Source organism: Streptomyces sp. NPDC051976 (assembly GCF_040680795.1).
Taxonomy (GTDB): Bacteria; Actinomycetota; Actinomycetes; order Streptomycetales; family Streptomycetaceae; genus Actinacidiphila.
Genome location: NZ_JBFAXL010000013.1, coordinates 1 through 24,284 on the forward strand (window position 1 = coordinate 1; position 24,284 = coordinate 24,284).

Below are 24,284 nucleotides of genomic sequence, written 5' to 3' on the forward strand. Positions count from 1 at the left end.
CCCGCCGGGGCCACAACCCAGGGGGGGGGAGAACGCGCCCCCGTCAGGGGCGCGGGGAACTGCGCGAGCGACCGACAACCGGCGGAAGGTCTCGGGACGGTCCGAGGTGGCTGGGCGGGGAGCCCGGGTGACCCGACGAGGAGGGCTACTCCTCCTCGTCGGACGGCTCGTCCGTCTTCGCCGTCGACGCGCTCTCCGTCTCCAGGAGACGGGAGAGCTGGCGGCCCAGGATCCGCTTGAACTTGCGCTGCTGCGGCCGGGTACGGTCCAGCACCGCGACCTCCAACTGCTCGGCGGTGAGCTGCCGGTCGCTGCCGTTGCTGTCGCGGCCGAGCGACTCGACGGCGAGGCCGAGCGCCTCGGCGAGCGTCATCCCGTCCCGGTGCCGCTGGTCGAGATAGCTGCCGATCTGGTCGGAGTTGCCGCCGACGGCGACGGCGCCGTGCTCGTCGACGATCGAGCCGTCGTGCGGAAGCCGGTAGATCTGGTCGTCCTCGGGGGCGGCGCCGACCTCGGCGACGATCAGCTCCACCTCGTAGGGCTTCTCCCCCACGCTGGAGAAGATGGTGCCCAGCGTCTGCGCGTAGACGTTGGCCAGCCCACGGGCCGTCACATCGTCGCGGTCGTAGGTGTATCCGCGCAGATCGGCGTAGCGCACGCCGCCGATCCGCAGGTTCTCGAACTCGTTGTACTTGCCGACCGCCGCGAAGGCGATCCGGTCGTAGATCTCGCTGACCTTGTGCAGGGCGCGGGACGGGTTCTCGGCGACGAAGACGATGCCGTCGGTGTACTGCAGCACGACGACGCTGCGGCCGCGCGCGATGCCCTTGCGGGCGTACTCGGCGCGGTCGGCCATGGCCTGCTGGGGTGAAACGTAAAAGGGCGTGGACACCGGCTAACCGTGCCTTTCTGCTGTCGGCGCTTGGGGGCGCCCCCACGGCCCGGGGGCCGTGAGGGAGGGCGCGTGCTTCACTTGACCGGCTTCACAGCACCTGGGCCTGCGGCCCGTCGGGGTGCGTCATCCGTCCGTCCAGCACCGACCGGGCGATCTCGGACACCTCGTCCACGCCTGCCCTGCGGAATCCCTCCTCGGTGATCACCGAGATGATCGGGAAGATCTGCCGGGTCAGGTCGGGACCGCCGGTGGCCGAGTCCTCGTCCGCCGCGTCGTAGAGCGCCTGGATGACGGCGGTCATCGCCTGACGCTCACTGAGGTCCTTGCGGTAGAGCTTCTTCAGGGCGCCGCGGGCGAAGACCGAGCCGGAACCGGTGGACGCGAAGCCCAGTTCCTCGCTGCGGCCGCCGGTGACGTCGTAGGAGAAGATCCGGCCCTTCTCGCGGTCGGTGTCGTACCCGGCGAAGAGCGGCACCACGGCCAGGCCCTGGAGCGCCATGCCCAGGTTGCCGCGGATCATGGTGGAGAGCCGGTTGGCCTTGCCCTCCAGGGACAGGGTGGCCCCTTCGATCTTCTCGTAGTGCTCGAGTTCCAGCTGGAAGAGCTTGACCATCTCCACGGCGAGGCCGGCGGTGCCCGCGATGCCGACGGCGGAGAACTCGTCGGCCGGGAACACCTTCTCGATGTCCCGCTGCGCGATCATGTTCCCCATCGTGGCGCGCCGGTCACCGGCGAGGATCACGCCCCCGTCGAAGGTGGCGGCCACGATCGTGGTGCCGTGCGGGAGTTCGATCGCCCCCTTCAGCGGCGGCAGCGTCCGGTTCCCCGGCAGCAGCTCCGGCGAGTGGTCGCCGAGGAAGTCGAGGAACGAGGACGAGCCGGGCGTCAGGAAGGCGGCCGGAAGCCGCCCGGTGCCATGCGTGCTGGCTGCCACCTACTCGCCGCCCTTCTGGACGAAGGAACGCACGAAGTCCTCGGCGTTCTCCTCCAGCACGTCGTCGATCTCGTCCAGGACCGAGTCCACGTCGTCCGAGAGCTTCTCGTGGCGTTCCTTGAGGTCGTCGGCCGCCTGGGCGTCCTGCTGGACCTCCTCGGCCTCCTCCGTGGAACGCGTCGCCTTCTGCTGTCCGCCGTCGGTGTCCTTGGTAGCCATGTCCCTCACCCCGCTTGTCTTCCGTGCGCTCGGTTGACTGCCTACAAGATCAGACCCTACAAGCAGGGCCCGACATCGGCCCTCGAATAGGTCAACGTACGAGGGTCACTGGGTTGTTTCCCGGTTCTGGACCGTTTCAGCCGTGGATCAGCCTCCGGAAAGGATCCGTACCAGGTCCTCGGCCGTGCGGCAGCGGTCCAGCAGCTCCTTGACGTGGTTGCGGGTACCGCGCAGCGGCTCCAGGGTGGGGACCCGCTGGAGCGAGTCCCTGCCGGGCAGATCGAAGATCACCGAGTCCCAGGAGGCGGCGGCGACATCGTCCGCGTACTGTTCCAGACAGCGGCCGCGGAAGTACGCCCTGGTGTCCTCCGGCGGCTTGGTGGCGGCCCGGACGACGTCGGGCTCGTCGAGCAGCCGCTTCATGCGGCCGCGGGCGGCCAGCCGGTTGTAGAGGCCCTTGTCGGGCCGTACGTCGGCGTACTGCAGGTCCACCAGGTGCAGCCGGGCCGCGTCCCAGCCGAGGCCGTCACGGCGCCGGTAGCCCTCCAGGACCTCGCGCTTGGCCACCCAGTCCAGCTCGCCCGACAGGCTCATCGGGTCGTTCTCCAGCCGGTTGAGCACGTCCTCCCAGCGGGCCAGCACATCCTTGGTCTGCGGGTCCGCGTCGTTGCCGTACCGCTCCTCGGTGTACTTGCGGGCCAGCTCGAAGTACTCCATCTGCAACTGGACCGCGGTCAGCGTCCGGCCGTTACGGAGGGTGATCAGTCGTTGCAGCGTGGGGTCGTGGCTGACCTCGTGCAGGGTGCGCACCGGCTGGTCGACGGCGAGGTCCACCTTGATGAAGCCGTCCTCGATCATCGACAGCACCAGGGAGGTGGTGCCGAGCTTGAGGTAGGTGGAGATCTCGGACAGGTTGGCGTCGCCGATGATCACATGGAGCCTGCGGTACTTCTCGGCGTCGGAGTGCGGTTCGTCGCGGGTGTTGATGATGGGGCGCTTGAGGGTGGTCTCGAGGCCGACCTCGACCTCGAAGTAGTCAGCGCGCTGGCTGATCTGGAAGCCGTCCTCGCGGCCGTCCTGGCCGATCCCGACCCGGCCCGCGCCGGTGACCACCTGGCGGGAGACGAAGAACGGCGTCAGGTGCCGCACGATCTCCGAGAACGGGGTCTCCCGCTTCATCAGGTAGTTCTCGTGGGTGCCGTAGGAGGCGCCCTTGTTGTCGGTGTTGTTCTTGTAGAGGTGGATCGGCTGCGCCCCGGGGAGCTGCGCCGCGCGCAGCGCCGCCTCGGCCATGATCCGCTCGCCCGCCTTGTCCCACAGCACCGCGTCCCGCGGGTTGGTGACCTCGGGCGAGGAGTACTCGGGGTGGGCGTGGTCGACATAGAGCCGAGCACCGTTGGTGAGGATCACATTGGCCAGGCCGATGTCCTCGTCCGTGAGCTGGGTGGAGTCCGCCGAGTCACGTGCGAGGTCGAACCCCCGGGCGTCCCGGAGCGGGTTCTCCTCCTCGAAGTCCCAGCGGGCCCGCCGCGCCCGGTGCATCGCCGCCGCGTAGGCGTTGACGATCTGGGACGAGGTGAGCATGGCATTGGCGTTCGGGTGGCCGGGGACGGAGATGCCGTACTCCGTCTCGATGCCCATTACTCGCCGTACGGTCATGCGGCCCTCCTTGCCCGGCTCCGGCCCGTGCTGAGCCGGGAACACACCGGCTGCGGGTACCCGCTGTGGGGACCCGCAGCCGGAGGGTAGTGCCTACAGATACTGTCCCGTGTTCGCCACGGTGTCGATGGAGCGTCCGGTGTCCGCGCCCTGCTTTCCGGTCACCAGGGTGCGGATGAACACGATCCGCTCGCCCTTCTTGCCGGAGATTCGGGCCCAGTCGTCGGGGTTGGTGGTATTGGGCAGGTCCTCGTTCTCCTTGAACTCGTCGACACATGCCGCGAGCAGGTGGGAGACGCGCAGGCCCCGCTGCTGGTGATCGAGGAAGTCCTTGATCGCCATCTTCTTCGCCCGGTCCACGATGTTCTGGATCATGGCGCCGGAGTTGAAGTCCTTGAAGTACAGGACCTCCTTGTCGCCGTTGGCGTAGGTGACCTCCAGGAAGCGGTTCTCCTCGGTCTCGGAGTACATCCGCTCCACCACGGACTGGATCATGGCGTCCACGGTGCCCGCCGGCGACCCGCCGTGCTCCGACAGGTCCTCTCCGTGCAGCGGGAGGGTGTCGACCAGGTACTTGGAGAAGATGTCCTTGGCCGCCTCGGCGTCCGGACGCTCGATCTTGATCTTGACGTCCAGCCGGCCGGGCCGCAGGATCGCGGGATCGATCATGTCCTCCCGGTTGGAGGCGCCGATCACGATCACGTTCTCCAGGCCCTCCACGCCGTCGATCTCGGCGAGCAGCTGCGGGACGATGGTGTTCTCCACGTCCGAGCTGACACCGGATCCACGGGTGCGGAAGAGCGACTCCATCTCGTCGAAGAAGACGATGACGGGGGTGCCCTCGCTGGCCTTCTCCCGGGCCCGCTGGAAGACCAGGCGGATCTGCCGCTCGGTCTCGCCGACGTACTTGTTCAGCAGCTCCGGGCCCTTGATGTTCAGGAAGTAGCTCTTGCCCTGCGGCTGACCCGTGACCTCGGCGACCTTCTTCGCCAGCGAGTTGGCGACCGCCTTGGCGATGAGGGTCTTGCCGCAGCCCGGAGGGCCGTAGAGCAGCACGCCCTTGGGCGGGCGCAGTTCGTACTCCTTGAAGAGATCGGCGTGCAGATAGGGCAGTTCGACCGCGTCGCGGATCTGCTCGATCTGGTTGCCGAGGCCGCCGATCTGGCGGTAGTCGATATCGGGGACTTCTTCCAGGACGAGCTCTTCGACCTCGCTCTTCGGCACCCGTTCGTAGACGTAGCCGGAGCGCGGTTCGAGGAGCAGCGCGTCGCCGGCGCGCAGGGCGCCGTCGAGCAGGGGCTCGGCGAGCCGGACCACCCGCTCCTCGTCGGTGTGCCCGATGACCAGGGCACGCTCGCCGTCCTCCAGGACCTCCTTGAGGGTGACGATGTCGCCGATGAGCTCGAACTCCATGGCCTCGACCACGTTGAGCGCCTCGTTGAGCATCAGTTCCTGGCCGCGCCTGAGGTCATCGAGCTCGACGGACGGGCTGACGTTCACCCGGAGCTTGCGCCCGCCGGTGAAGATGTCGGCCGTACCGTCCTCGTTGGCCTGCAGGAACACGCCGAAACCCGCGGGTGGCTGCGCGAGCCGGTCGACCTCTTCCTTGAGGGCCACGATCTGGTCGCGGGCCTCGCGGAGAGTGTTCGCCAGCCGTTCGTTCTGCGCGGACACACCTGCCAGGTTGGTCTGCAGCTCGACGATCCGCTCCTCGAGAATCCTCGTGTGCCGCGGAGAATCGGCGAGCTTGCGTCGCAGGACGGCGATCTCCTGCTCAAGAAAGGCGACCTGGCTCATGGGATCTTCCGATCCACGAGCGGGTCGGCCGCCACGGTTGATGTCGTCGTCGTGGGCCGCCACGGTCCTCACCTCCTCCAAGGGGAGCTGGACGTTTCCAGACCCTACCTGGGCCAGTAGGGGTGTAAACCCCTAGATCAAAAAGACGATCGCGGTGTGTCCGATCTTCACCCTTGCGTACGTCCCTCCGCCAGTGAGATACCCACCGATCACACTCGGAAAGCAGCCGGTTGTATCGTCGATTGCGTCAACAGCCGCCAAGCGCTGTTACTTCCTGAACGACGATGGGCAGGCGAGGGTTTCCGTGGGCAACGAGACGGCCGAAGCGCTCGAGGTCTGGATCGACCAGGACCTCTGCACGGGCGACGGGATCTGCGTGCAGTACGCGCCGGAGGTCTTCGAACTCGACATCGACGGGCTGGCCTACGTGAAGGGACCGGCTCCGGAGGGCGAGGAGGCCGAGCTGCTCCAGGCTCCTGGTGCCACCGTACCCGTACCGCCGGAGCTGCTGCGGGATGTCGTGGACTCGGCGAAGGAGTGCCCCGGCGACTGCATCCATGTGCGGCGGGCCGCCGACCGCGTCGAGGTGTACGGGCCCGACGCCGAGTAACGGACCCCCGCGGGGGCCGGTCAGATGCTGTTGGGCAGCGGTCCCGGCAGGGCCACGTACCGCCCCTGCCGCCACTCCCAGGCGTAGCTGCGCTTGAGGTCGGGGCAGCAGCGCGGGGTGTCGGGGCTGGAGTAGCCGAGCACCGTGGCCCGGACCGTGCGGCCGTCGAGCCGGAACCCGGTGATGCTCCGCTGGTCCTTGGGGTTCACCAGGGTCTCGGCGATCACCGGCGCGCCGCCCGGCGTGGTGGGCACCGAGAGCACGTAGACGCCGCTGGGCGGAGTGCCGGTGTCGGCCTGGCAGCGCACCACGGCGACGGTCTCGGGCCGCCCGTCCGCGTCCAGGTCGCCGGAGACGCTGGAGACGACGTCCACCGGGCTCCCGGCGCAGTCCAAGGGGTAGTGGGCCGCTCTGGGGTCGGGGGCCGCGACCGGGGCCTTGGGGGCTCTGGCGGCGGTGGGAGAGGCGTCAGCGGGCTGTACGAGGGCTCCGGCGGCCACGATGGCGCCGAGCGCCGCGGCGGTGCTGATCCAGTGCACGGTACGGGTGCGGGTGTGCGGGAGGGCCGGGCCTGCGGAGGGCTGCACTCGCCTGTCTCCTGGGGGGTCGAACGGCGGGGGTGGCCAGCATGGTGCCATACGTCACACCCGGGCGGAACGCCGGGGGCCGCCGACGCGCGGGCGGGGACCCGGGAGCCGCAAAAAAGGCCGCCGCCGGTGCCCTGGAGGGGGCAAACCGGCGGCGGCGCGGTGAAGTTGGCCGGAATTATCCGTCGGAGGCGGCGGACCCGCCGCTTCCGCTTCCCGGTCCGGTGTAGTCCTCGCCGTAGGCGCCCTTGGCGGGCCGGCGGCGGCGCAGCGGCGGCTCGACGCCGTCCGCGAGGCGGCGCGCGGTGAGCAGGAAGCCGGTGTGCCCGATCATCCGGTGGTCGGGCCTGACCGCGAGGCCCTCCACGTGCCAGGTGCGCACCATGGTCTCCCAGGCGGCGGGCTCGTTGAAGGTGCCGTGCTCGCGGATCGCCTCGACGGTACGGGCGAGCTGCGTGGTGGTGGCCACGTAGGCGCACAGGATGCCGCCGGGCACCAGGGCCTTGGCGACCGCCTCCAGGCACTCCCAGGGCGCCAGCATGTCGAGGATGACCCGGTCCACGTCGGTGTCCGACAGGTGGTCCTGCAGGTCGCCGACGGTGAGCTGCCAGGCGGGGTGCGGGCCGCCGAAGTAGCGCTCGACGTTCTGGGTGGCGATCTCGGCGAAGTCGGCCCTGCGCTCGTAGCTGTGCAGCATGCCGTGGTCGCCGATCGCCCGCAGCAGGAAGCTGCTGAGCGAGCCGGAGCCGACGCCCGCCTCCACCACGCGGGCGCCCGCGAAGATGTCGGCCATCGCCAGGATCTGCCCCGCGTCCTTGGGGTAGACCACGGCGGCGCCGCGGGGCATGGACAGGACGTAGTCGGGGAGCAGGGGGCGCAGCGCGAGGTAGGCGACGTTTCCCGTGGTTCGGACAACACTGCCCTCGGGAGCACCGATCAGCTCGTCGTGCGGGAAAGCGCCCTTGTGGGTGTGGAACTGCTTTCCTGCTTCGAGCGTGAAGGTGTAGTGGCGTCCCTTGGGGTCGGTGAGCTGGACCTGGTCCCCGACTCTGAAGGGCCCGCGACGGCGGGCGGCACCGGTCGGTTCGGACATAAGACCACCCTACCGGCTGACATGGCCCCCTCCCGCCGCCGGTCGGCGGCCCCTTGGCGGGCGGGCCGGTGCGTCAGGCCGAGGGCCGGGACATCGCGGCGAGGAAGGCGCGCTCGACGTCCGCGGTGGACAGCACCCCGTAGATCTCGCCGGTCGGCTCGACCACCAGATACTCGGTGGAGGGGGTGGCCCGCAGGGTGTCGAGCAGGTCCTCGCCCGCGAGTTCGGCGGAGACCCGCATGCCCGGGGTGAGGTCCTGGGCGAGGCCGCTGACGGCCACCCAGGGGCGGCGGTGCTCCGGGATGCCGACGATCGCGGACTCCCGGACGACCGCCGTGGGGTCGCCCCGGCCGTCGACCACCACCAGGGCGCGGGCGCCTGCCTCGTTGGCGCGGCGCAGCGCCTCGGACAGTGGGGTGTCGGAGGCCACGGGGACGGCCCGGCGGGTCAGCGTACGGGCCCGCAGCGCCGGCAGCCGCTCGCGCAGCCGGGCCATCCGCAGGCTGTTGCCCGCGCCGGTCCAGATGATGGCCGCCAGGATCGCGGCGAGCAGCGCGTCGGTGAGCGAGTCGACACCGCTGCTGCTGTTGTTCCCGTTGAGCCCGCCCGCGTAGGACAGCAGCGGCAGTCCGATCAGCACCGCGAGGGCCAGCGCGCGGCCGACCCAGGCGGCGGCGACGGTGCCCGTCATCGGCTTGCCGCTGATCTTCCAGACCACGGCCCGCAGCATCCGGCCGCCGTCGAGCGGCAGACCGGGCAGGAAGTTGAAGATGGCAACGATCAGGTTGCTGACCATGAGCCCGGCGAGCAGCACCCCCGGGACCGTGCCGGACTCCACGAATTGCATGCCGCCGAAGAAGATCCCGGCCAGTATCAGCGAGAGCAGCGGCCCGACGAAGGCGAGCACGAACTCCCGGCCCGGGGTGTCGGACTCCTTCTCGATCTCCGAGACGCCGCCGAAGAACTGCAGCTGGATCCGGCGCACGGGCAGGTCGAAGCGGAGCGCGGCCACGGTGTGCGCCAGCTCGTGGACGAGCACGGAGGCGTAGAAGGCCACCGCGAAGAAGAGCGACACCAGGTAGCGCACCTTGCCCAGCTCGGGCAGCACGGTGTCGAGCTGGCCGCCGAACACCCAGGTGATGAGGGCGGCGACCAGGAACCAGCTCGGGGCGACGTAGATCGGGACGCCGAAGAAGCGGCCCATGAGGATGCCGCCACCAGGCTCGCGCGGGGGCTTGTCGGTGCCGCCGTCCTCGCCTGGGACTCGGGTGTTCTTGGACGGCGGCCGGCCGCTCTCGCTCACTGGTTCCCCTCGTTCGAACGGACCCTCGTACCGATCATGCGGGACGCAGGGTTCCATAACCATGCTATTGCCCTGCGCGTTCCGGGAGGACACCAGCACTGTCAGTGGGAGGCCATAGGGTCGTCTGCCATGGGCACCAGCATTGAGAGCATCCCCCCGCGACCCCCGTCGTCGCTGTCCCCGTCGCGCGCGGCGGACTTCATGCGCTGCCCGCTGCTGTACCGGCTGCGGGTGATCGACCGGCTGCCCGAGAAGCCCAGCGAGGCCGCCACCCGCGGCACCGTGGTGCACGCGGTGCTGGAGCGGCTCTTCGACGCGCCGGCCGCGGAGCGGACCGCCGAGCGGGCGCGGGCGATGGTGCCGGGCGAGTGGGAGCGGCTGCGGGCCGCCCGCCCTGAGCTGGCGTCGCTGTTCGACGCGGCGGACGGGGCGGCGGACGCGGCGGCGCTCACCGCCTGGCTGGAGAGCGCCGAGCGGCTGGTGGACCGCTGGTTCACCCTGGAGGACCCGACGCGGCTGGAGCCCGCCGAGCGCGAGCTGTACGTGGAGACCGTGCTGGAGTCCGGGCTGACCCTGCGCGGGTACGTGGACCGGCTGGACGTGGCCCCGGCCAGCGGCGACCTGCGGGTGGTCGACTACAAGACGGGCAAGGCGCCGCGGCCGGAGTATGCCGACGAGCCGCTCTTCCAGATGAAGTTCTACGCCCTGGTGCTGTGGCGGCTGCGGGGCGTGGTGCCGCGCCGGCTGCAGCTGGTCTACCTCGGCAGCGGCGACGTGCTGACGTACGACCCGACGGAGGCCGATCTGCGCACCACAGAGCGCAGGCTGCTGGCGCTGTGGGAGGCGATCAGGGAGGCGACGGTGAGCGGGGACTGGCGCCCGCGCCGCACCCCGCTCTGCGGCTGGTGCGACCACCAGGCGTTTTGTCCCGAGTTCGGTGGGACTCCCCCGCCGTATCCGCTGGCGGAAATAGCGGGAGCGCCGCCCTTGGTGGGCGAGAATGATCCCGTCTAGCGAAGGCGAAGGAGTTCCCGTGGCTATCCGCGTCCTGCTGGTGGACGATCAGCCCCTGCTGCGTACCGGTTTCCGGATGATCCTGGAGGCCGAGTCCGACCTTGTCGTGGTCGGCGAGGCCGGGGACGGCCAGCAGGCGCTCGACCAGGTCCGGGCGCTGCAGCCCGACGTGGTGTTGATGGACATCCGGATGCCGCGGATGGACGGGGTGGAGGCGACCCGGCAGATCACCGGGCCCGACCGCTCGGGTCCCGCCAAGGTGCTGGTGCTGACCACCTTCGACCTCGACGAGTACGTGGTGGAGGCGCTGCGGGCGGGCGCCAGCGGCTTCCTGCTCAAGGACGCCCCGGCGGCCGAGCTGGTGCAGGCGATCAGGGTGGTGGCGGCCGGCGAGGCGATGCTCGCCCCCAGCATCACCCGGCGGCTGCTCGACAAGTACGCGGGCCGGCTGCCGTCCGGTGAGGACGCGGTGCCGCAGCCGCTGCACGCGCTCACCGAGCGCGAGGTCGAGGTGCTGAAGCTGGTGGCCCGCGGCCTGTCCAACGCGGAGATCGCCGCCGAGCTGTTCGTCAGCGAGACCACTGTCAAGACCCATGTCGGCCATGTGCTCACCAAGCTCGCGCTGCGAGACCGGGTGCAGGCCGCGGTCTACGCGTACGAGAGCGGTCTGGTCCGCCCCGGCGCGGGGTGACGCTCCCCGGCGCGGGGTGACGTGACGCTGTCCGCCGGGGCGGAAAGCCCGGGGGCGGGGTGGTCCGGCCGTTCGCCGGTCCACCCCGCCCCACGCCGTCGGCCGGCCGTCAGCCGGAGGCGCCCCGGCCCAGCTCCCAGAACTGGGTCGTCGAGGACGAGTTCAGCGCCCACTCGGTGCCCGTGATGTCGCTGCGCGCGGCCAGGTACTGCTTGCCCTGCCACACCGGCAGGATCGGCACGTCCGCGGCGATGATGTCCTGCGCCGTGGTGAAGTCCGTGACCGTCCCGCTGCGCTGCGTCTTGGTCCGGGTGGACTTGATGATCTGGTCCCGGATCGTGGTGTTGGTGTAGGCGAGGTTGAGGAAGTCGTCCGCGCCGAAGAACGGGGCGATGTAGTTGTCCGGGTCCGGGAAGTCGGGGAACCATCCCATGCCGAACACCTGGTACTTGTGCGCGCGGTACGACGCCTTGTAGCCGTTCCAGTCCGACACGCCCTGCAGCGTGATGGAGAACAGACCGCTCGCCTCGAGCTGCGACTTCAGTTTCTTGAACTCCGCCGCGGTCGTCTCGCCGTAGTGGTTCGTCGTGTACGACAGCGTCAGCGGCACCGGGGTGGTGATGTGCGCGTCGTGCAGGTACGCGCGCGCCTTGGCCACGCTCGGCTGCTCGCCGTACTTGCTGAAGAACGAGTTGGTGTGGCTGGTGATGCCCTGCGGCACCAGCGAGTACAGCGGCTCGGTGGTGCGCTGGTAGACGTCACGGGTGATCGCCTCGCGGTCGATCAGCGCCGCGAACGCCTGCCGTACCGCCTTCTGCTTCACCGTGGGGTCGGCGGTGTTGAAGACCAGGTAGCGGATCTCGGTGCCGGGTGCCTCGGTGAGCTTGATGTTCTGGTCGGTGCCGACGGTGAGCCGGTTGATCTGGTCCGGGGTCATCGTGCGGTTCATGACGTCGATCTCGCCGGACTTGAGCGCCGCCTCCATCGCCGCGGAGGAGGTGAAGAACTTCAGCTCGATCTTGCTGTTGTTGAGCTTGATCGACCCCTTGTAGCTGGGGTTCTTCTCGAAGACCGCGTCCTTGCCCGCGTTGAAGGAGGACAGCGTGTAGGGCCCGGAGCCCACCACGCTGTACCCCTCGTGGATCTTCTTGGCCTGGTACGTCTCGGGGTCCACGATGTCCGCGGCCGGCGTCGCCAGCTTGAACGGGAAGGTGGAGTCCGGGTCCTTCAGGTGGAAGACGACGGTGGAGGCGTCGGGCGTCTCCACCTTGTCGATGTTGGTCAGGAGGCTCGCGGGCCCGTTCGGGTCGTTGATCCCCGTCATACGGTCGATGGAGAACTTGACGTCCTCGGACGTCAGCTTGTGACCGTTGGAGAAGGTGAGACCGTCACGCAGGGTGCACCGGTACTGCTCGCCCAGGCTGTCCGTGAAGTGGCATTCCTTCGCCGCCTCGGGCTCGGGGTCGGTGCCGCTGCGCGGGAAGCGCAGCAGCGTCTGGTACGTGTTGTAGAAGATGTTCCAGCTGCCGATGTCGTACCCGGTGGCAGGGTCGAGCGGCGCCGGGTTGTCCTTCGACATCTGGAACGTGTCCGTCGTTCCGACCACGATCGGTTTGCCGTCGTTGCCGCTGCCGCTGCCGGATCCGCATCCGGCGAGCAGCGGTGTCGCCAGACCTATGATGGCCGGCAGAACGAGCAGCTTGCGGTTCATCCTCGACGATCTCCCTTATCTGTGCGGATCAACCCGCCACACCACGGCCGAGCTCCCAGAACTGGGTGGTGGTGGAGGAGTTGAGCGCCCATTCGACACCGGTGATGTCGCTGCGCGCGGCGATGTACTGCTTGCCCTGCCACAGCGGCAGCAACGGTACGTCATGGGCGATGATCTTCTGAGCGTTCCCGAAGCCGGCGCTGGCCGTACTGCGCTGGGCCTGCTTGCGAGTCTGGGGCAGGATCTGGTTCTCGATCTGCGCGCTCTGGTACGGCAGATTGAGGAAGTTGTCCTTGTCGAAGAACGGCGCGATGTAGTTGTCGGGGTCCGGGAAGTCCGGCAGCCAGCTGATCGCGAAGATCTGGTACTTGCGCTGCGAGGCGGCCTTCAGGAAGGCGTTCCACTGCTCGCTCTGCACCTGGACGTCGAAGAGCCCACTGGCGTCGAGCTGCCGCTTGATCTCCTCGGCCTCGGCCTGGTTCATCGTGCCGCCGGTGTCGCGGCGGAAGTTGATGGTCAGCGGCACCTTGCCGGTGAAGCCCGCCGCGCGCAGCACGCTCCTGGCGGCGCTGACGCTGGGGTCGCCGTAGGCGTTGAAGAACGAGTTGACGTGGCCGGTGATGCCCTGCGGGACGACCGAGTAGAGCGGTTCGGCGGTGCGCTTGTAGACATCGCGGGTGATCGCCTGGCGGTCGATGACCCGGGCCATCGCCTGCCGTACGGCCTGGCTCTTCAGCCCCGGCGCGTCGGTGTTCAGGAACAGGTAGCGCGCCTCGCCGCCGGGCGACTCGGTGAGCTTGATGTCCGGGTCGGTGCTCTCCTGCAGGCTGTTGATCTGGTCCGGACTGAGGGTCCGCGACATGACGTCGATCGAGCCGGCCTTCAGGGCGGCCTGCATCTTCGTGGAGTCGTCGAACATCCGCAGCTCGACCCTGCTGTTGTTGAGCTTCAGCTGGCCCTTGTAGTGGTCGTTCTTGGAGAAGACGCCCTTCTTGCCCTCGTCGAAGGAGTCGAGGGTGTACGGGCCCGAGCCGACCAGCTTCCAGCCCTCGTACGGCTTGTCGGCGTCGTAGACCTGGTGGTCGACGATGGCGGCGGCGGGGGTGGCCAGCTTCGCCGGGAAGGTCGCGTCGGCGGCCTTGAGGTGGAACGTGACGGTCTTCGGGTCGGGGGTGGCGACCGACTTCACGCCGGATATCAGCGAGGCGGGACCGGCCGAGAAGTTGATCTTCTTCATCCGGTCGACGGAGAACTTGACGTCCTCCGAGGTCAACGGGTGCCCGTTGGAGAACTGCAGGCCGTCCTGGAGCGTGCACTGGTACGTCAGCCCGGTGACGTCCAGGTAGTGGCACTCCTTGGCCGCGTCCGGGGTGGGCGTGGTGCTGCCGCGCGGGTAGGTCAGCAGCATCTGGAAGGTGTTGTAGAAGATGTTCCAGGTGGCGCTGTCGTACGAGGTGGCCGGGTCGAGCGGTGCCGGGTTGTCCTTGGTGAGTTCGATGCTGTCCGTGGTGCCGACGACGATCGCCTTGCTGCTCCCACCGCTCCCCCCGCTGGACGTGCCGCACCCCGTCACGAGGGGTGCCATAACGCCCACAAGGGCGGGCAGCATCAGTAGCTTGCGGTTCATCGGCGACGTTCTCCTCTTATTCCTGCTGATCTTGCTGTGGTGCTACGCCGTACGGGCCAGGATCGCTGGTCATGTGTACGCCGGTGTTCTGGAGTCAGGGCTTGGCACGGAACCCCCCGGATGGCGTGAACTCCACCGGGCCCCGGTCGCTTTCGCGTGGATGCCGCACGTATTCCAGCACATCTCGGACTGTGCGACCGCTTCCGGGTTGTTCGGAACGCTGCCGCCCACGCCGAAGAGGGCGCCGGGACGTCCGACCTTTCGAGGGGCCCCACCACCACCCGGTCGCACGCTCCGGCGACGATACCGAGAATGCGCGTGATCAGCACTAACGATGGGGCGACGTTCTTGTCGCGGTGGCTGTGAATCGTGGCGATCGGCCTCGCCGCGGGTGCGGCTGGGGCGGCCGCCGACCCGCCGGCGTGGCACGATCCCCCCGCCGGGGGCGCAACCGGGACACAACACCGCGTTGCTCACCACCCGGTAACGTGACGCAGATCACTGGAGTACGGATTCCGTTTCAGGGAACCGTTTCGCCTCCAGGAACACGCTCAGTGCACGCGGGAACTCAGAGCGCGCAGGAACGGCACGCTCAGCTCCTCCAGTGAACCGACGACCGTCCGGCCGGGCGCGGCCGGGATCGGCACCAGCGAGGGCACCGCGACCACCCGGCAGCCGGCCGCCTCGGCGGACGCCACCCCGGTCAGTGTGTCCTCCACCACCACGCAGGAGGCCGGGTCCGCGCCCAGCCGCCCGGCGGCCGTCAGATAGGGCTCGGGGTCGGGCTTGGTGCGCGTCACCTCGTCCCCTGCCACGGTGAACGCGAAGTTCTCCGCGCCCAGGGTGCGCAGCATCACGTCGATGGTGCGCCGGTGCGAGGCGGAGACCAGCGCGGTGGGGATGTCGTGGGCGGCCAGCTCGGTCAGCAGCCGCCGCGCGCCCGGCATCAGCGGCACACCGCGGGCGATGAGCTTCTCGAAGCGGACGTTGATGGCGAGCATCAGCTCGGCGAGCGTGGCGGTCGTCCCGGTCGCGGTGATCAGATGGCCCACGCTGCGTGACATCGGCCCGCCGATCACCACCGAGCGGTGCGTCTCGTCCAGCACGTGCCCGAGATCCGCGAAGACCTCGGACTCCGCCGCCCACCAGATGCCCTCGGTGTCCACGAGGGTGCCGTCCATGTCGAGGAGGACCGCCTTCAGGCCGGGGCCCTGCGTCATCCGGGTGTCGACGACGGGGATGCTGCTTGTCATACGCCCCACTCCTCGCTGCGGTACGAAACCCGGCTCCGATGCTGCTGGAGCGCCCTGTTCCGAGGGACACAAAGGCCGGTCGCCGCACCCCCGTGGCGGGGGTGGCGACCGGCCTGTGCCGGACCGTCTATTGTACGACGGGCTGGTGAGCGGCGCTCAACGCGCGTTGAAGTACTTGGCCTCCGGGTGGTGAATGACGATCGCGTCGGTGGACTGCTCGGGGTGCAGCTGGAACTCCTCCGAGAGCTTCACCCCGATCCGCTCGGGCTCCAGCAGATCGGCGATCTTGGCCCGGTCCTCCAGGTCGGGGCAGGCCCCGTAGCCCAGCGAGAAGCGGGCGCCGCGGTACTTCAGCGCGAACATGTCCTCGACCTCGTCGGGGTCCTCACCGGCGAAGCCCAGCTCGGACCTGACCCGGGCGTGCCAGTACTCGGCGAGCGCCTCGGCGAGCTGGACGGACAGGCCGTGCAGCTCCAGGTAGTCGCGGTAGGAGTCGGTCGCGAACAGTTCGTTCGCGGCCTCGGAGACCCGGTTGCCGACGGTGACCACCTGGAAGCCGACCACATCGGTCTCGCCCGAGTCCTCGGGGCGGAAGAAGTCGGCCAGGCAGAGCCGCCGGCCCCGGCGCTGCCGGGGGAAGCTGAACCGGGTGCGCTCGGTGCCGTCCTCGTGCAGGACGATCAGGTCGTCGCCCTTGGACACGCACGGGAAGTAGCCGTAGGTGACGGCGGCCTCCAGCAGGCCCTCGGACTGCATCCGGGTGAGCAGCCCGCGCAGCCGCGGACGGCCCTCGGACTCCACCAGCTCCTCGTAGGTCGGTCCGGTGCTGCGGGCCTGCTTGAGGCCCCACTGGCCCTTGAACAGGGCGCCCTCGTCCAGCCAGGAGGCGTAGTCGGCGAGCTGGATGCCCTTGACGACCCGGCTGCCCCAGAACGGCGGGGTGGGGACGGGGTTGTCCACGGCGACGTCGGAGCGGATCTGCCCGAGGTTGACCTCGGTCTCCTCCGGCTCGGCGGCGCGCTGCGGCACCCGGCGCTGCTTGAGCTCGGGGAGCGTGGCGCCCGGGACCCCGCGCTTGACGCCGATCAGGGCGTCCATCAGCCGCAGGCCCTCGAAGGCGTCGCGGGCGTAGCGGACCTCGCCCTGGTAGATCTCGTGCAGGTCCTGCTCGACATAGGCCCGGGTCAGGGCGGCGCCGCCGAGGATCACCGGGTAGTCGGCCGACAGCCCGCGCTGGTTCAGCTCCTCCAGGTTCTCCTTCATGATCACGGTGGACTTCACCAGCAGCCCGGACATGCCGATCACATCGGCCCGGTGCTCCTGCGCGGCGTCCAGGATCGCCGACACCGGCTGCTTGATGCCGAGGTTGACGACGTTGTAGCCGTTGTTGGACAAGATGATGTCGACGAGGTTCTTGCCGATGTCGTGGACGTCGCCGCGGACGGTGGCGAGCACGATGGTGCCCTTGCCGGAGGCGTCCGACTTCTCCATGTGCGGCTCCAGGTACGCCACCGCGTTCTTCATGACCTCGGCGGACTGCAGCACGAAGGGCAGCTGCATCTGGCCGGAGCCGAACAGCTCGCCGACCACCTTCATGCCCGCGAGCAGGGTGTCGTTGACGATGTCGAGGGCCGGGCGGTCGGCCAGCGCCTCGTCGAGGTCGGCGGTCAGGCCGTTCTTCTCGCCGTCGATGATGCGCCGCTGCAGCCGCTCGTCCAGCGGCAGCGCGAGCAGCTCCTCGGCCTTGCCCGCCTTCACCGACTTGGTGTCGACGCCCTCGAACAGCTCCATCAGCCGCTGCAGCGGGTCGTAGCCCTCGCGGCGGTTGTCGTAGACCAGGTCGTGGGCGACCTGGCGCTGCTCCTCGGGGATCCGGGCGATCGGCACGATCTTGGAGGCGTGCACGATGGCCGAGTCCAGTCCCGCCTTGACGCACTCGTCGAGGAAGACGGAGTTCAGCACGACCCGGGCGGCCGGGTTGAGGCCGAAGGAGATGTTCGACAGGCCGAGGGTGGTCTGCACGTCGGGGTGGCGGCTCTTCAGCCGGCGGATGGCGTCGATGGTGGCGGCGCCGTCGCCCCGGGACTCCTCCTGGCCGGTGCAGATGGTGAAGGTCAGGCAGTCGATGAGGATGTCGGACTCGTGGATGCCCCAGTTGCCGGTGAGGTCCGCGATCAGCCGCTCGGCGATCTCGACCTTCTTCTCGGCGGTACGGGCCTGGCCCTCCTCGTCGATGGTGAGCGCGATCAGCGCGGCGCCGTGCTCCTGGGCCAGTTGGGTGACCTTGGCGAACCGGGACTCCGGTCCGTCGCCGTCCTCGTAGTTGACCGAGTTGAGCACCGCCCGGCCGCCGAGCTTCTCCAGACCGGCGCGCAGCACCGGCACCTCGGTGGAGTCGAGCACGATGGGCAGGGTGGAGGCGGTGGCGAAGCGGCCGGCGATCTCGGCCATGTCGGCCGCGCCGTCCCGGCCGACGTAGTCCACGCACAGGTCCAGCAGGTGGGCGCCCTCGCGGATCTGCTCGCGGGCCATCTCCACGCAGTCCTCCCAGCGGCCCTCCAGCATCGCCTCGCGGAACTTCTTGGAGCCGTTGGCGTTGGTGCGCTCGCCGATGGCCAGGTACGAGGTGTCCTGCCGGAACGGCACGGTCTGGTAGAGGGACGCGGCACCGGCCTCCGGGCGGGGGCTGCGCGGGGTGAGCTCCTGGCCGCCGACCCGCTCCACGAGCTGCCGCAGGTGCTCGGGGGTGGTGCCGCAGCAGCCGCCGACCAGGGACAGGCCGTACTCGCGGGCGAAGACCTCGTGCGCCTCGGCCAGGTCCTCGGGGGACAGCGGGTAGTGCGCGCCGTCCTTGCCGAGCACCGGGAGGCCGGCGTTGGGCATGCAGGACAGCGGGATACGGGAGTGGCGGGCGAGATAGCGCAGGTGTTCGCTCATCTCGGCGGGGCCGGTGGCGCAGTTGAGGCCGATCATGTCGATGCCGAGCGGTTCCAGCGCGGTGAGCGCGGCGCCGATCTCGGAGCCGAGCAGCATGGTGCCGGTGGTCTCGACGGTCACCGAGCAGATCAGCGGCAGGTTCACCCCGGCCGAGGTCATCGCGCGGCGGGCCGCGATCAGCGCCGCCTTGGTCTGCAGCAGGTCCTGGGTGGTCTCCACCAGCAGCGCGTCGGCGCCGCCGGCGATCAGCCCGGCGGCGTTCGCCTCGTAGCCGTCGCGCAGTAGGCCGTACGGGGCATGGCCGAGGGTCGGCAGCTTGGTGCCGGGGCCCATCGAGCCGAGGACCCAGCGCGGGCGGCCGTCGGCGGCGAAGCCGTCGGCGACCTCGCGGGCCAGCCGGGCGCCGGCCTCGGCCAGCTCGTGCACCCGTTCGGGGATGTCGTACTCGCCGAGGGCCGCGTGGTTGGCGCCGAAGGTGTTGGTCTCCACGCAGTCCACGCCGACCGCGAAGTACGCCTCGTGGACCGAGCGCACGATGTCGGGGCGGGTGATGTTGAGGATCTCGTTGCAGCCTTCGAGCTGTTCGAAGTCGTCGAGCGTCGGGTCCTGCGCCTGCAGCATGGTGCCCATCGCGCCGTCGGCGACGACGACCCGGGAGGCGAGCGCCTCGCGGAGGGCGGCGGCGCGGGCCGCCTGGGCACTGCCGGCCGGCGATGCGGACGAAGCGGGCGAAACGGACGACGGGGAAGGCGAGGCCATGGAACTGCTCCCTGGGATGCGACGGCTGTCGGCTATGCGGGATCCTCCGTGTCCGGAGCGGACGGGCGGCGGAGCGCGCACGTGGCCAGCGTAGCGGGCGGCAGCCGCTGGGCTCGAAGGCATTCCGAAGGGCGGACCCCGGTGTCAGAATCGTCTCTGAGATGATGATGGTCGACATTGTCGACCACCGCACGACGTAACCCTGCTTGGAGTGCACCGATGCCAGGTCCTATCCAGTCGCTGGAACGCGCAGCGGCGATCCTCCGGCTGCTGGCCGGCGGCGAACGCCGACTCGGCCTCTCCGACGTGTCGTCGTCGCTCGGCCTGGCCAAGGGCACCACCCACGGCATCCTGCGCACCCTCCAGCAGGAGGGCTTCGTGGAGCAGGAACCCGTCTCGGGCAAGTACCAGCTGGGCGCGGAGCTGCTGCGGCTGGGCAACAGCTATCTGGACGTGCACGAGCTGCGCGCCCGGGCCCTGGTGTGGACCGACGACCTGGCCCGTTCCAGCGGCGAGGCGGCGTATCTCGGCGTGCTGCACCAGCAGGGCGTGCTGATCGTGCACCACGTCTTCCGGCCCGACGACAGCCGCCAGGTGCTGGAGGTGGGCGCCATGCAGCCGTTGCACAGCACCGCGCTGGGCAAGGTGCTGTCCGCCTTCGACCCGGTGGCGCACAACGAGGTGGCCGACGGGGAGCGGGTGGCGCTCACCTCGCGGACCGTCACCGGCGCCGACGACTTCGAGACGGTGCTGGAGCTGACCCGGGCCAGGGGCTGGGGAGCCGACGTGGAGGAGACCTGGGACGGCGTGGCGTCGGTGGCCGCGCCCGTCTACGACCGGCGGCGGATGCCGGTGGGCGCGGTGGGCATCACGGGGGCCGTCGAACGGGTCTGCGACCCCGAGGGGATCCAGGCCCGGCTGGTCGCCGCGGTACGGGACTGCGCGCGCGCCGTGTCCCGGGATCTGGGCGCAGGACGCTTCTAGCGTCACACTCGTCACATGCGACCCGATTACGAATCGCCAACGGTCGCGTTTGCCCGGCACATCCCTCTTGACCAGCCCACTTCTGGGGAGAACACTCTCGTCCTGCGGTCGACATTGTCGAACACCGGACGGGACCCGGCTCGCCGCACCTGCACTGAAGACAAAGGAGTCGCTTCGTGTCCAACGGCCACATCTTCATCGGCGAAGTCATCGGGACCGCCGTTCTCATCCTGCTCGGCGGCGGTGTCTGCGCCGCCGTCACCCTCAAGAAGTCGAAGGCCAAGGACGCCGGATGGCTGGCGATCACCTTCGGCTGGGGCTTCGGTGTCCTCGGCGGCGCCTACATCGCCAACGGATACTCCGGCGGCCACCTGAACCCCGCGGTCACCCTCGCGATCGCCATCAAGACCGGCGTGTGGCACACGATGCCGTACTACCTGATGGGCCAGCTCCTCGGCGCGATGATCGGCGCCTTCCTGGTCTGGGTCGCCTACATGGGCCAATTCCAGGCCCACCTGACCGACCCCGAGGTCGTCCGCTTCCACGAGACCTCCGTGGAGGGCCCGGCCGACGACAGGAAGGGACCGCACGGCGGTCCGGTCCTCGGCGTCTTCTCCACCGGCCCGGAGATCCGCAACCCGGTGCAGAACCTGCTCACCGAGATCATCGGCACCATGGTCCTGGTCCTCTTCATCCTCACCCAGGGCATGACCTCGGGCCTCGCGCTCAACGGGCTGGGCATCCTGCTCACCGCGCTGCTCGTGGTCGGCATCGGCCTGTCACTCGGAGGGCCCACCGGCTACGCGATCAACCCGTTCCGCGACCTCGGCCCGCGTATCGTGCACAGCCTCCTGCCGCTGCCCAACAAGGGCGGTTCGGACTGGACGTACGCGTGGATTCCCGTGCTGGGCCCGCTGGCCGGAGCCGCCCTCGCCGGCGGTCTGTACAAGCTCGCCTTCACGTAGGTCTCCCCGCAGCCCCACTCCCCCTCCCCAGACCCCAGAGCGCAGACTCCGAGGAGCACACAGTGACCGACGCACCCGCCACCGGCACCCACGGCAGCGGCCCGTTCATCGCCGCCATCGACCAGGGCACCACCTCCAGCCGCTGCATCGTCTTCGACCGCGACGGCCGGATCGTCGCCGTCGACCAGAAGGAGCACGAGCAGATCTTCCCGAAGCCGGGCTGGGTGGAGCACAACGCCGCCGAGATCTGGACCAACGTCCAGGAGGTGGTCGAGGGCGCCATCGCCAAGGCCGCCCAGGACATCCCCGGCTTCAGCGCCGCCGACGTCAAGGCGATCGGCATCACCAACCAGCGCGAGACCACCGTGCTGTGGGACAAGAACACCGGCGAGCCGGTGCACAACGCCCTGGTCTGGCAGGACACCCGCACCGCGGAGCTCTGCCGGGAACTGGGCCGCAACGTCGGCCAGGACCGCTTCCGCCGCGAGACCGGCCTGCCGCTCGCGTCGTACTTCGCGGGACCGAAGGTCCGCTGGCTGCTCGACAACGTCGAGGGGCTGCGGGAGCGCGCCGAGCGCGGCGACATCCTCTTCGGCACCATGGACTCCTGGGTCATCTGGAACCTCACCGGCGGTGTGAACGGCGGTGTGCACGTCACCGACGTCACCAACGCCTCGCGCACCATGCTGATGAACCTGCGCACCCTCAACTGGGACGAGAAGATCCTGGAGTCGATGGACGTCCCCGCGGCCGTCCTGCCGGAGATCCGCTCCTCCGCCGAGGTCTACGGCACCAGCAGCGCCGGTGTGCTGCAGGGCGTGCCCGTCGCCTCCGCGCTCGGCGACCAGCAGGCCGCCCTCTTCGGCCAGACCTGTTTCTCCGAGGGCGAGGCCAAGTCCACTTACGGCACCGGCACCTTCATGCTGATGAACACCGGCGGCACGCCCGTCAACTCCTACAACGGCCTGATCACCACCGTCGGTTACCGGATCGGCGACGCCGACCCCGTCTACGCCCTCGAGGGCTCCATCGCCGTCACCGGTTCGCTGGTGCAGTGGATGCGCGACCAGATGGGCCTGATCAGCACCGCCGCCGAGATCGAGACGCTGGCCTCGTCGGTGGAGGACAACGGCGGCGCCTACTTCGTCCCGGCCTTCTCCGGGCTGTTCGCCCCCTACTGGCGCGACGACGCCCGCGGGGTGATCGCCGGACTCACCCGCTACGTCACCAAGGCGCACATCGCCAGGGCCGTACTGGAGGCGACCGCCTGGCAGACCCGGGAGATCGCCGACGCGATGACCAAGGACTCCGGCGTCGACCTGACCGCGCTCAAGGTCGACGGCGGCATGACCTCCAACAACCTGCTCATGCAGACCCTCGCCGACTTCCTGGACGCGCCCGTGGTGCGCCCGATGGTCGCCGAGACCACCTGCCTGGGCGCCGCCTACGCCGCCGGTCTGGCGGTCGGCTTCTGGCCCGACACCGACGCGCTGCGCGCCAACTGGCGCCGGGCCGCCGAATGGACCCCTCGTATGGACGCGGCCCAGCGCGACCGCGAGTACAAGAGCTGGCTCAAGGCCGTACAGCGGACCATGGGCTGGCTCGAAGACAGCACAGAGGAGCACTGAGCAACCGATGACCACCCTGCAGCGCGTTCCCGCCCTGGGAACGCATCCGACCGCCGGCGCCAACCCGGGCCGGGCCGAGACGCGTGAACTGCTCGGGCACGCCACGTACGACCTGCTCGTGATCGGCGGCGGCATCCTCGGCATCACCACCGCCTGGCACGCCGCGCAGTCGGGGCTGCGGGTGGCCATGGTGGACGCCGGCGACTTCGCCGGCGCCACCAGCTCGGCCTCCTCCAAGCTGCTCCACGGCGGTCTGCGCTACCTGCAGACCGGCGCGGTCAAGCTGGTCGCCGAGAACCACCTGGAGCGGCGCGCGGTCTCCCGGGACATCGCGCCGCACCTGGCCAATCCGCTCACCTTCTACCTGCCGGTCTACAAGGGCGGCCCGCACGGCGCGGCCAAGCTCGGCGCGGGCGTCTTCGCCTACTCCGCGCTGTCCGCGTTCCGTGACGGCGTCGGCCATGTGATCAGCCCGGCGAAGGCCGCCCGGGACGTCCCCGAACTGCGCACCGACGACCTGCGCGCGGTGGCGGTCTACGAGGACGGGCAGATGAACGACGCCCGGATGGCGCTGATGACGGTACGGGCCGCGGCCGACGCCGGTGCCACCGTGCTCAACCACGCCGAGGTGACCGGGCTGCGCTTCACCGGCGGCCGGGTCACCGGTGCCGAGCTGCGCGACCGTACCGACGGGGCCGAGTTCGGCGTCGACGCCCGGCTGGTGCTCAACGCCACCGGGCCGTGGGTGGACCACCTGCGGCGGATGGAGGACGCGGGCGCCGACCCGTCCATCCGGCTGTCCAAGGGCGCGCACCTGGTGCTCAGGAAGACCGCGCCGTGGCGGGCCGCGCTGGCCACCCCGATAGACAAGTACCGCATCACCTTCGCGCTTCCGTGGGAGGACATGCTGCTCCTCGGCACCACCGACGAGGCGTACGAGGGCGACCCGGCCGATGTGCGGGTCACCGAGCAGGACACCGCGCAGATCCTGGACGAGGCGGCGTTCTCCGTCCGCGACCAGCAGCTCTCCCGCGACCTGATCACCTACTCCTTCGCGGGGCTGCGGGTGCTGCCTGGCGGTCCCGGCGACACCGCGAAGGCCAAGCGGGAGACGGTCGTCACCGAGGGCAGGGGCGGGATGCTGTCGGTGGCGGGCGGCAAGTGGACCACCTTCCGGCACATCGGCAGGACCGTGATGGACCATCTGGCGAAGCTGCCGGGGCACCCGCTCGCCGACGACATGGAACCCATGTCGCGGCTGCCCAGGCGGGCGCCACTGCCGGGCTTCGCCAGCCCCGGCGCGGTGGCCCACCGGCTGCTCGTCGACGGCATCGCGCCCGGTCCGCGGATGGCGGCCGACACCGCGCAGCACCTCGCGCGGCACTACGGCTCGCTCTCCTTCGACATCGCCCGCCTCGCCAACGAGGACCCGGCGCTGGCGCGGCGCATCCACCCGGACGCGCCGGAGATCTGGGCGCAGGTCGTCTACGCCCGCGACCACGAGTGGGCGTACGAGGTCGACGACGTCCTGCGCCGCCGCACCACCCTCACCATCCGCGGCCTGGACACCCCGGAGATCCGCGCCGAGGTGGCCCGGGTCCTGGGAGCCGGAGCCTGA

The 24,284-nt window shown here is 69.8% G+C and carries 19 protein-coding genes; 7 read left to right on the forward strand and 12 right to left on the reverse strand.

Annotation, left to right across the window (positions count from 1 at the left end):
- Nucleotides 1–145: 145 nt before the first annotated feature.
- The 5 genes from prcA to arc all read right to left on the reverse strand — a co-directional run bounded on the left by prcA (nt 146) and on the right by arc (nt 5,567).
- Nucleotides 146–892 (reverse strand): proteasome subunit alpha, encoded by a 747-nt coding sequence (prcA, locus tag AB0M29_RS15935; protein ID WP_365382868.1) that lies wholly within the window; start codon nt 890–892, stop codon nt 146–148.
- Nucleotides 893–983: 91 nt separating this feature from the next.
- Nucleotides 984–1,829 carry a proteasome subunit beta gene (gene prcB, locus AB0M29_RS15940; RefSeq protein ID WP_365382870.1) on the reverse strand — a complete coding sequence of 282 codons (846 nt, stop codon included), beginning with the start codon at nt 1,827–1,829 and terminating at the stop codon, nt 984–986.
- Nucleotides 1,830–2,048 (reverse strand): ubiquitin-like protein Pup, encoded by a 219-nt coding sequence (locus tag AB0M29_RS15945; RefSeq protein WP_365382872.1) that lies wholly within the window; start codon nt 2,046–2,048, stop codon nt 1,830–1,832.
- A 147-nt stretch (nt 2,049–2,195) separates the two neighbouring features.
- Entirely contained in the window at nt 2,196–3,707 is a 1,512-nt protein-coding gene (gene dop, locus AB0M29_RS15950; RefSeq protein ID WP_365382873.1) for a depupylase/deamidase Dop, read from the reverse strand.
- 93 nt (nt 3,708–3,800) lie between these two features.
- Entirely contained in the window at nt 3,801–5,567 is a 1,767-nt protein-coding gene (gene arc / locus AB0M29_RS15955; RefSeq protein ID WP_365382875.1) for a proteasome ATPase, read from the reverse strand.
- Nucleotides 5,568–5,808: 241 nt separating this feature from the next.
- Here arc and AB0M29_RS15960 point away from each other — a divergent pair, with 241 nt between their 5' ends.
- Complete coding sequence (locus tag AB0M29_RS15960) at nt 5,809–6,114, forward strand: ferredoxin (RefSeq protein WP_365382877.1); 306 nt, start codon at nt 5,809–5,811, stop codon at nt 6,112–6,114.
- Between the two features lie 20 nt (nt 6,115–6,134).
- On the opposite strand, the gene AB0M29_RS15965 is transcribed toward AB0M29_RS15960, so the two are convergent.
- The 3 genes from AB0M29_RS15965 to AB0M29_RS15975 all read right to left on the reverse strand — a co-directional run bounded on the left by AB0M29_RS15965 (nt 6,135) and on the right by AB0M29_RS15975 (nt 9,097).
- A complete protein-coding gene (locus tag AB0M29_RS15965; RefSeq protein WP_365382879.1) occupies nt 6,135–6,701 on the reverse strand; it encodes a hypothetical protein in 567 nt (188 codons plus the stop codon).
- A 178-nt stretch (nt 6,702–6,879) separates the two neighbouring features.
- A complete protein-coding gene (locus AB0M29_RS15970; protein ID WP_365382881.1) occupies nt 6,880–7,794 on the reverse strand; it encodes a tRNA (adenine-N1)-methyltransferase in 915 nt (304 codons plus the stop codon).
- Nucleotides 7,795–7,867: 73 nt separating this feature from the next.
- Nucleotides 7,868–9,097: a site-2 protease family protein gene (locus AB0M29_RS15975; protein WP_365382883.1), complete on the reverse strand. Its 1,230-nt coding sequence runs from the start codon at nt 9,095–9,097 to the stop codon at nt 7,868–7,870.
- Nucleotides 9,098–9,226: 129 nt separating this feature from the next.
- Here AB0M29_RS15975 and AB0M29_RS15980 point away from each other — a divergent pair, with 129 nt between their 5' ends.
- On the forward strand, nt 9,227–10,111 hold the full coding sequence (locus AB0M29_RS15980; RefSeq protein ID WP_365382885.1) for a PD-(D/E)XK nuclease family protein: 885 nt from the start codon (nt 9,227–9,229) through the stop codon (nt 10,109–10,111).
- 19 nt (nt 10,112–10,130) lie between these two features.
- Entirely contained in the window at nt 10,131–10,802 is a 672-nt protein-coding gene (locus AB0M29_RS15985) for a response regulator transcription factor (protein WP_365382887.1), read from the forward strand.
- A 109-nt stretch (nt 10,803–10,911) separates the two neighbouring features.
- Here AB0M29_RS15985 and AB0M29_RS15990 read toward each other — a convergent pair whose 3' ends face one another.
- The 4 genes from AB0M29_RS15990 to metH form a co-directional block, all read right to left on the reverse strand.
- A complete protein-coding gene (locus tag AB0M29_RS15990; protein ID WP_365382889.1) occupies nt 10,912–12,513 on the reverse strand; it encodes an ABC transporter substrate-binding protein in 1,602 nt (533 codons plus the stop codon).
- 28 nt (nt 12,514–12,541) lie between these two features.
- Entirely contained in the window at nt 12,542–14,140 is a 1,599-nt protein-coding gene (locus AB0M29_RS15995) for an ABC transporter substrate-binding protein (RefSeq protein WP_365382891.1), read from the reverse strand.
- Between the two features lie 551 nt (nt 14,141–14,691).
- On the reverse strand, nt 14,692–15,393 hold the full coding sequence (locus tag AB0M29_RS16000) for an HAD family phosphatase (protein WP_365382893.1): 702 nt from the start codon (nt 15,391–15,393) through the stop codon (nt 14,692–14,694).
- Between the two features lie 156 nt (nt 15,394–15,549).
- On the reverse strand, nt 15,550–19,089 hold the full coding sequence (gene metH / locus AB0M29_RS16005; RefSeq protein WP_365382894.1) for a methionine synthase: 3,540 nt from the start codon (nt 19,087–19,089) through the stop codon (nt 15,550–15,552).
- Between the two features lie 219 nt (nt 19,090–19,308).
- Between metH and AB0M29_RS16010 the strand changes: the two genes are divergently transcribed.
- From AB0M29_RS16010 to AB0M29_RS16025, 4 genes are all read left to right on the forward strand, one after another.
- The gene (locus tag AB0M29_RS16010) at nt 19,309–20,073 is read left to right on the forward strand and encodes an IclR family transcriptional regulator (protein WP_365382895.1); all 765 of its coding nucleotides are present in this window, start codon (nt 19,309–19,311) and stop codon (nt 20,071–20,073) included.
- A gap of 176 nt (nt 20,074–20,249) precedes the next feature.
- On the forward strand, nt 20,250–21,038 hold the full coding sequence (locus AB0M29_RS16015) for an MIP/aquaporin family protein (RefSeq protein WP_365382897.1): 789 nt from the start codon (nt 20,250–20,252) through the stop codon (nt 21,036–21,038).
- A 62-nt stretch (nt 21,039–21,100) separates the two neighbouring features.
- Entirely contained in the window at nt 21,101–22,666 is a 1,566-nt protein-coding gene (glpK, locus tag AB0M29_RS16020; RefSeq protein WP_365382899.1) for a glycerol kinase GlpK, read from the forward strand.
- A 7-nt stretch (nt 22,667–22,673) separates the two neighbouring features.
- Nucleotides 22,674–24,284: a glycerol-3-phosphate dehydrogenase/oxidase gene (locus AB0M29_RS16025; protein ID WP_365382901.1), complete on the forward strand. Its 1,611-nt coding sequence runs from the start codon at nt 22,674–22,676 to the stop codon at nt 24,282–24,284.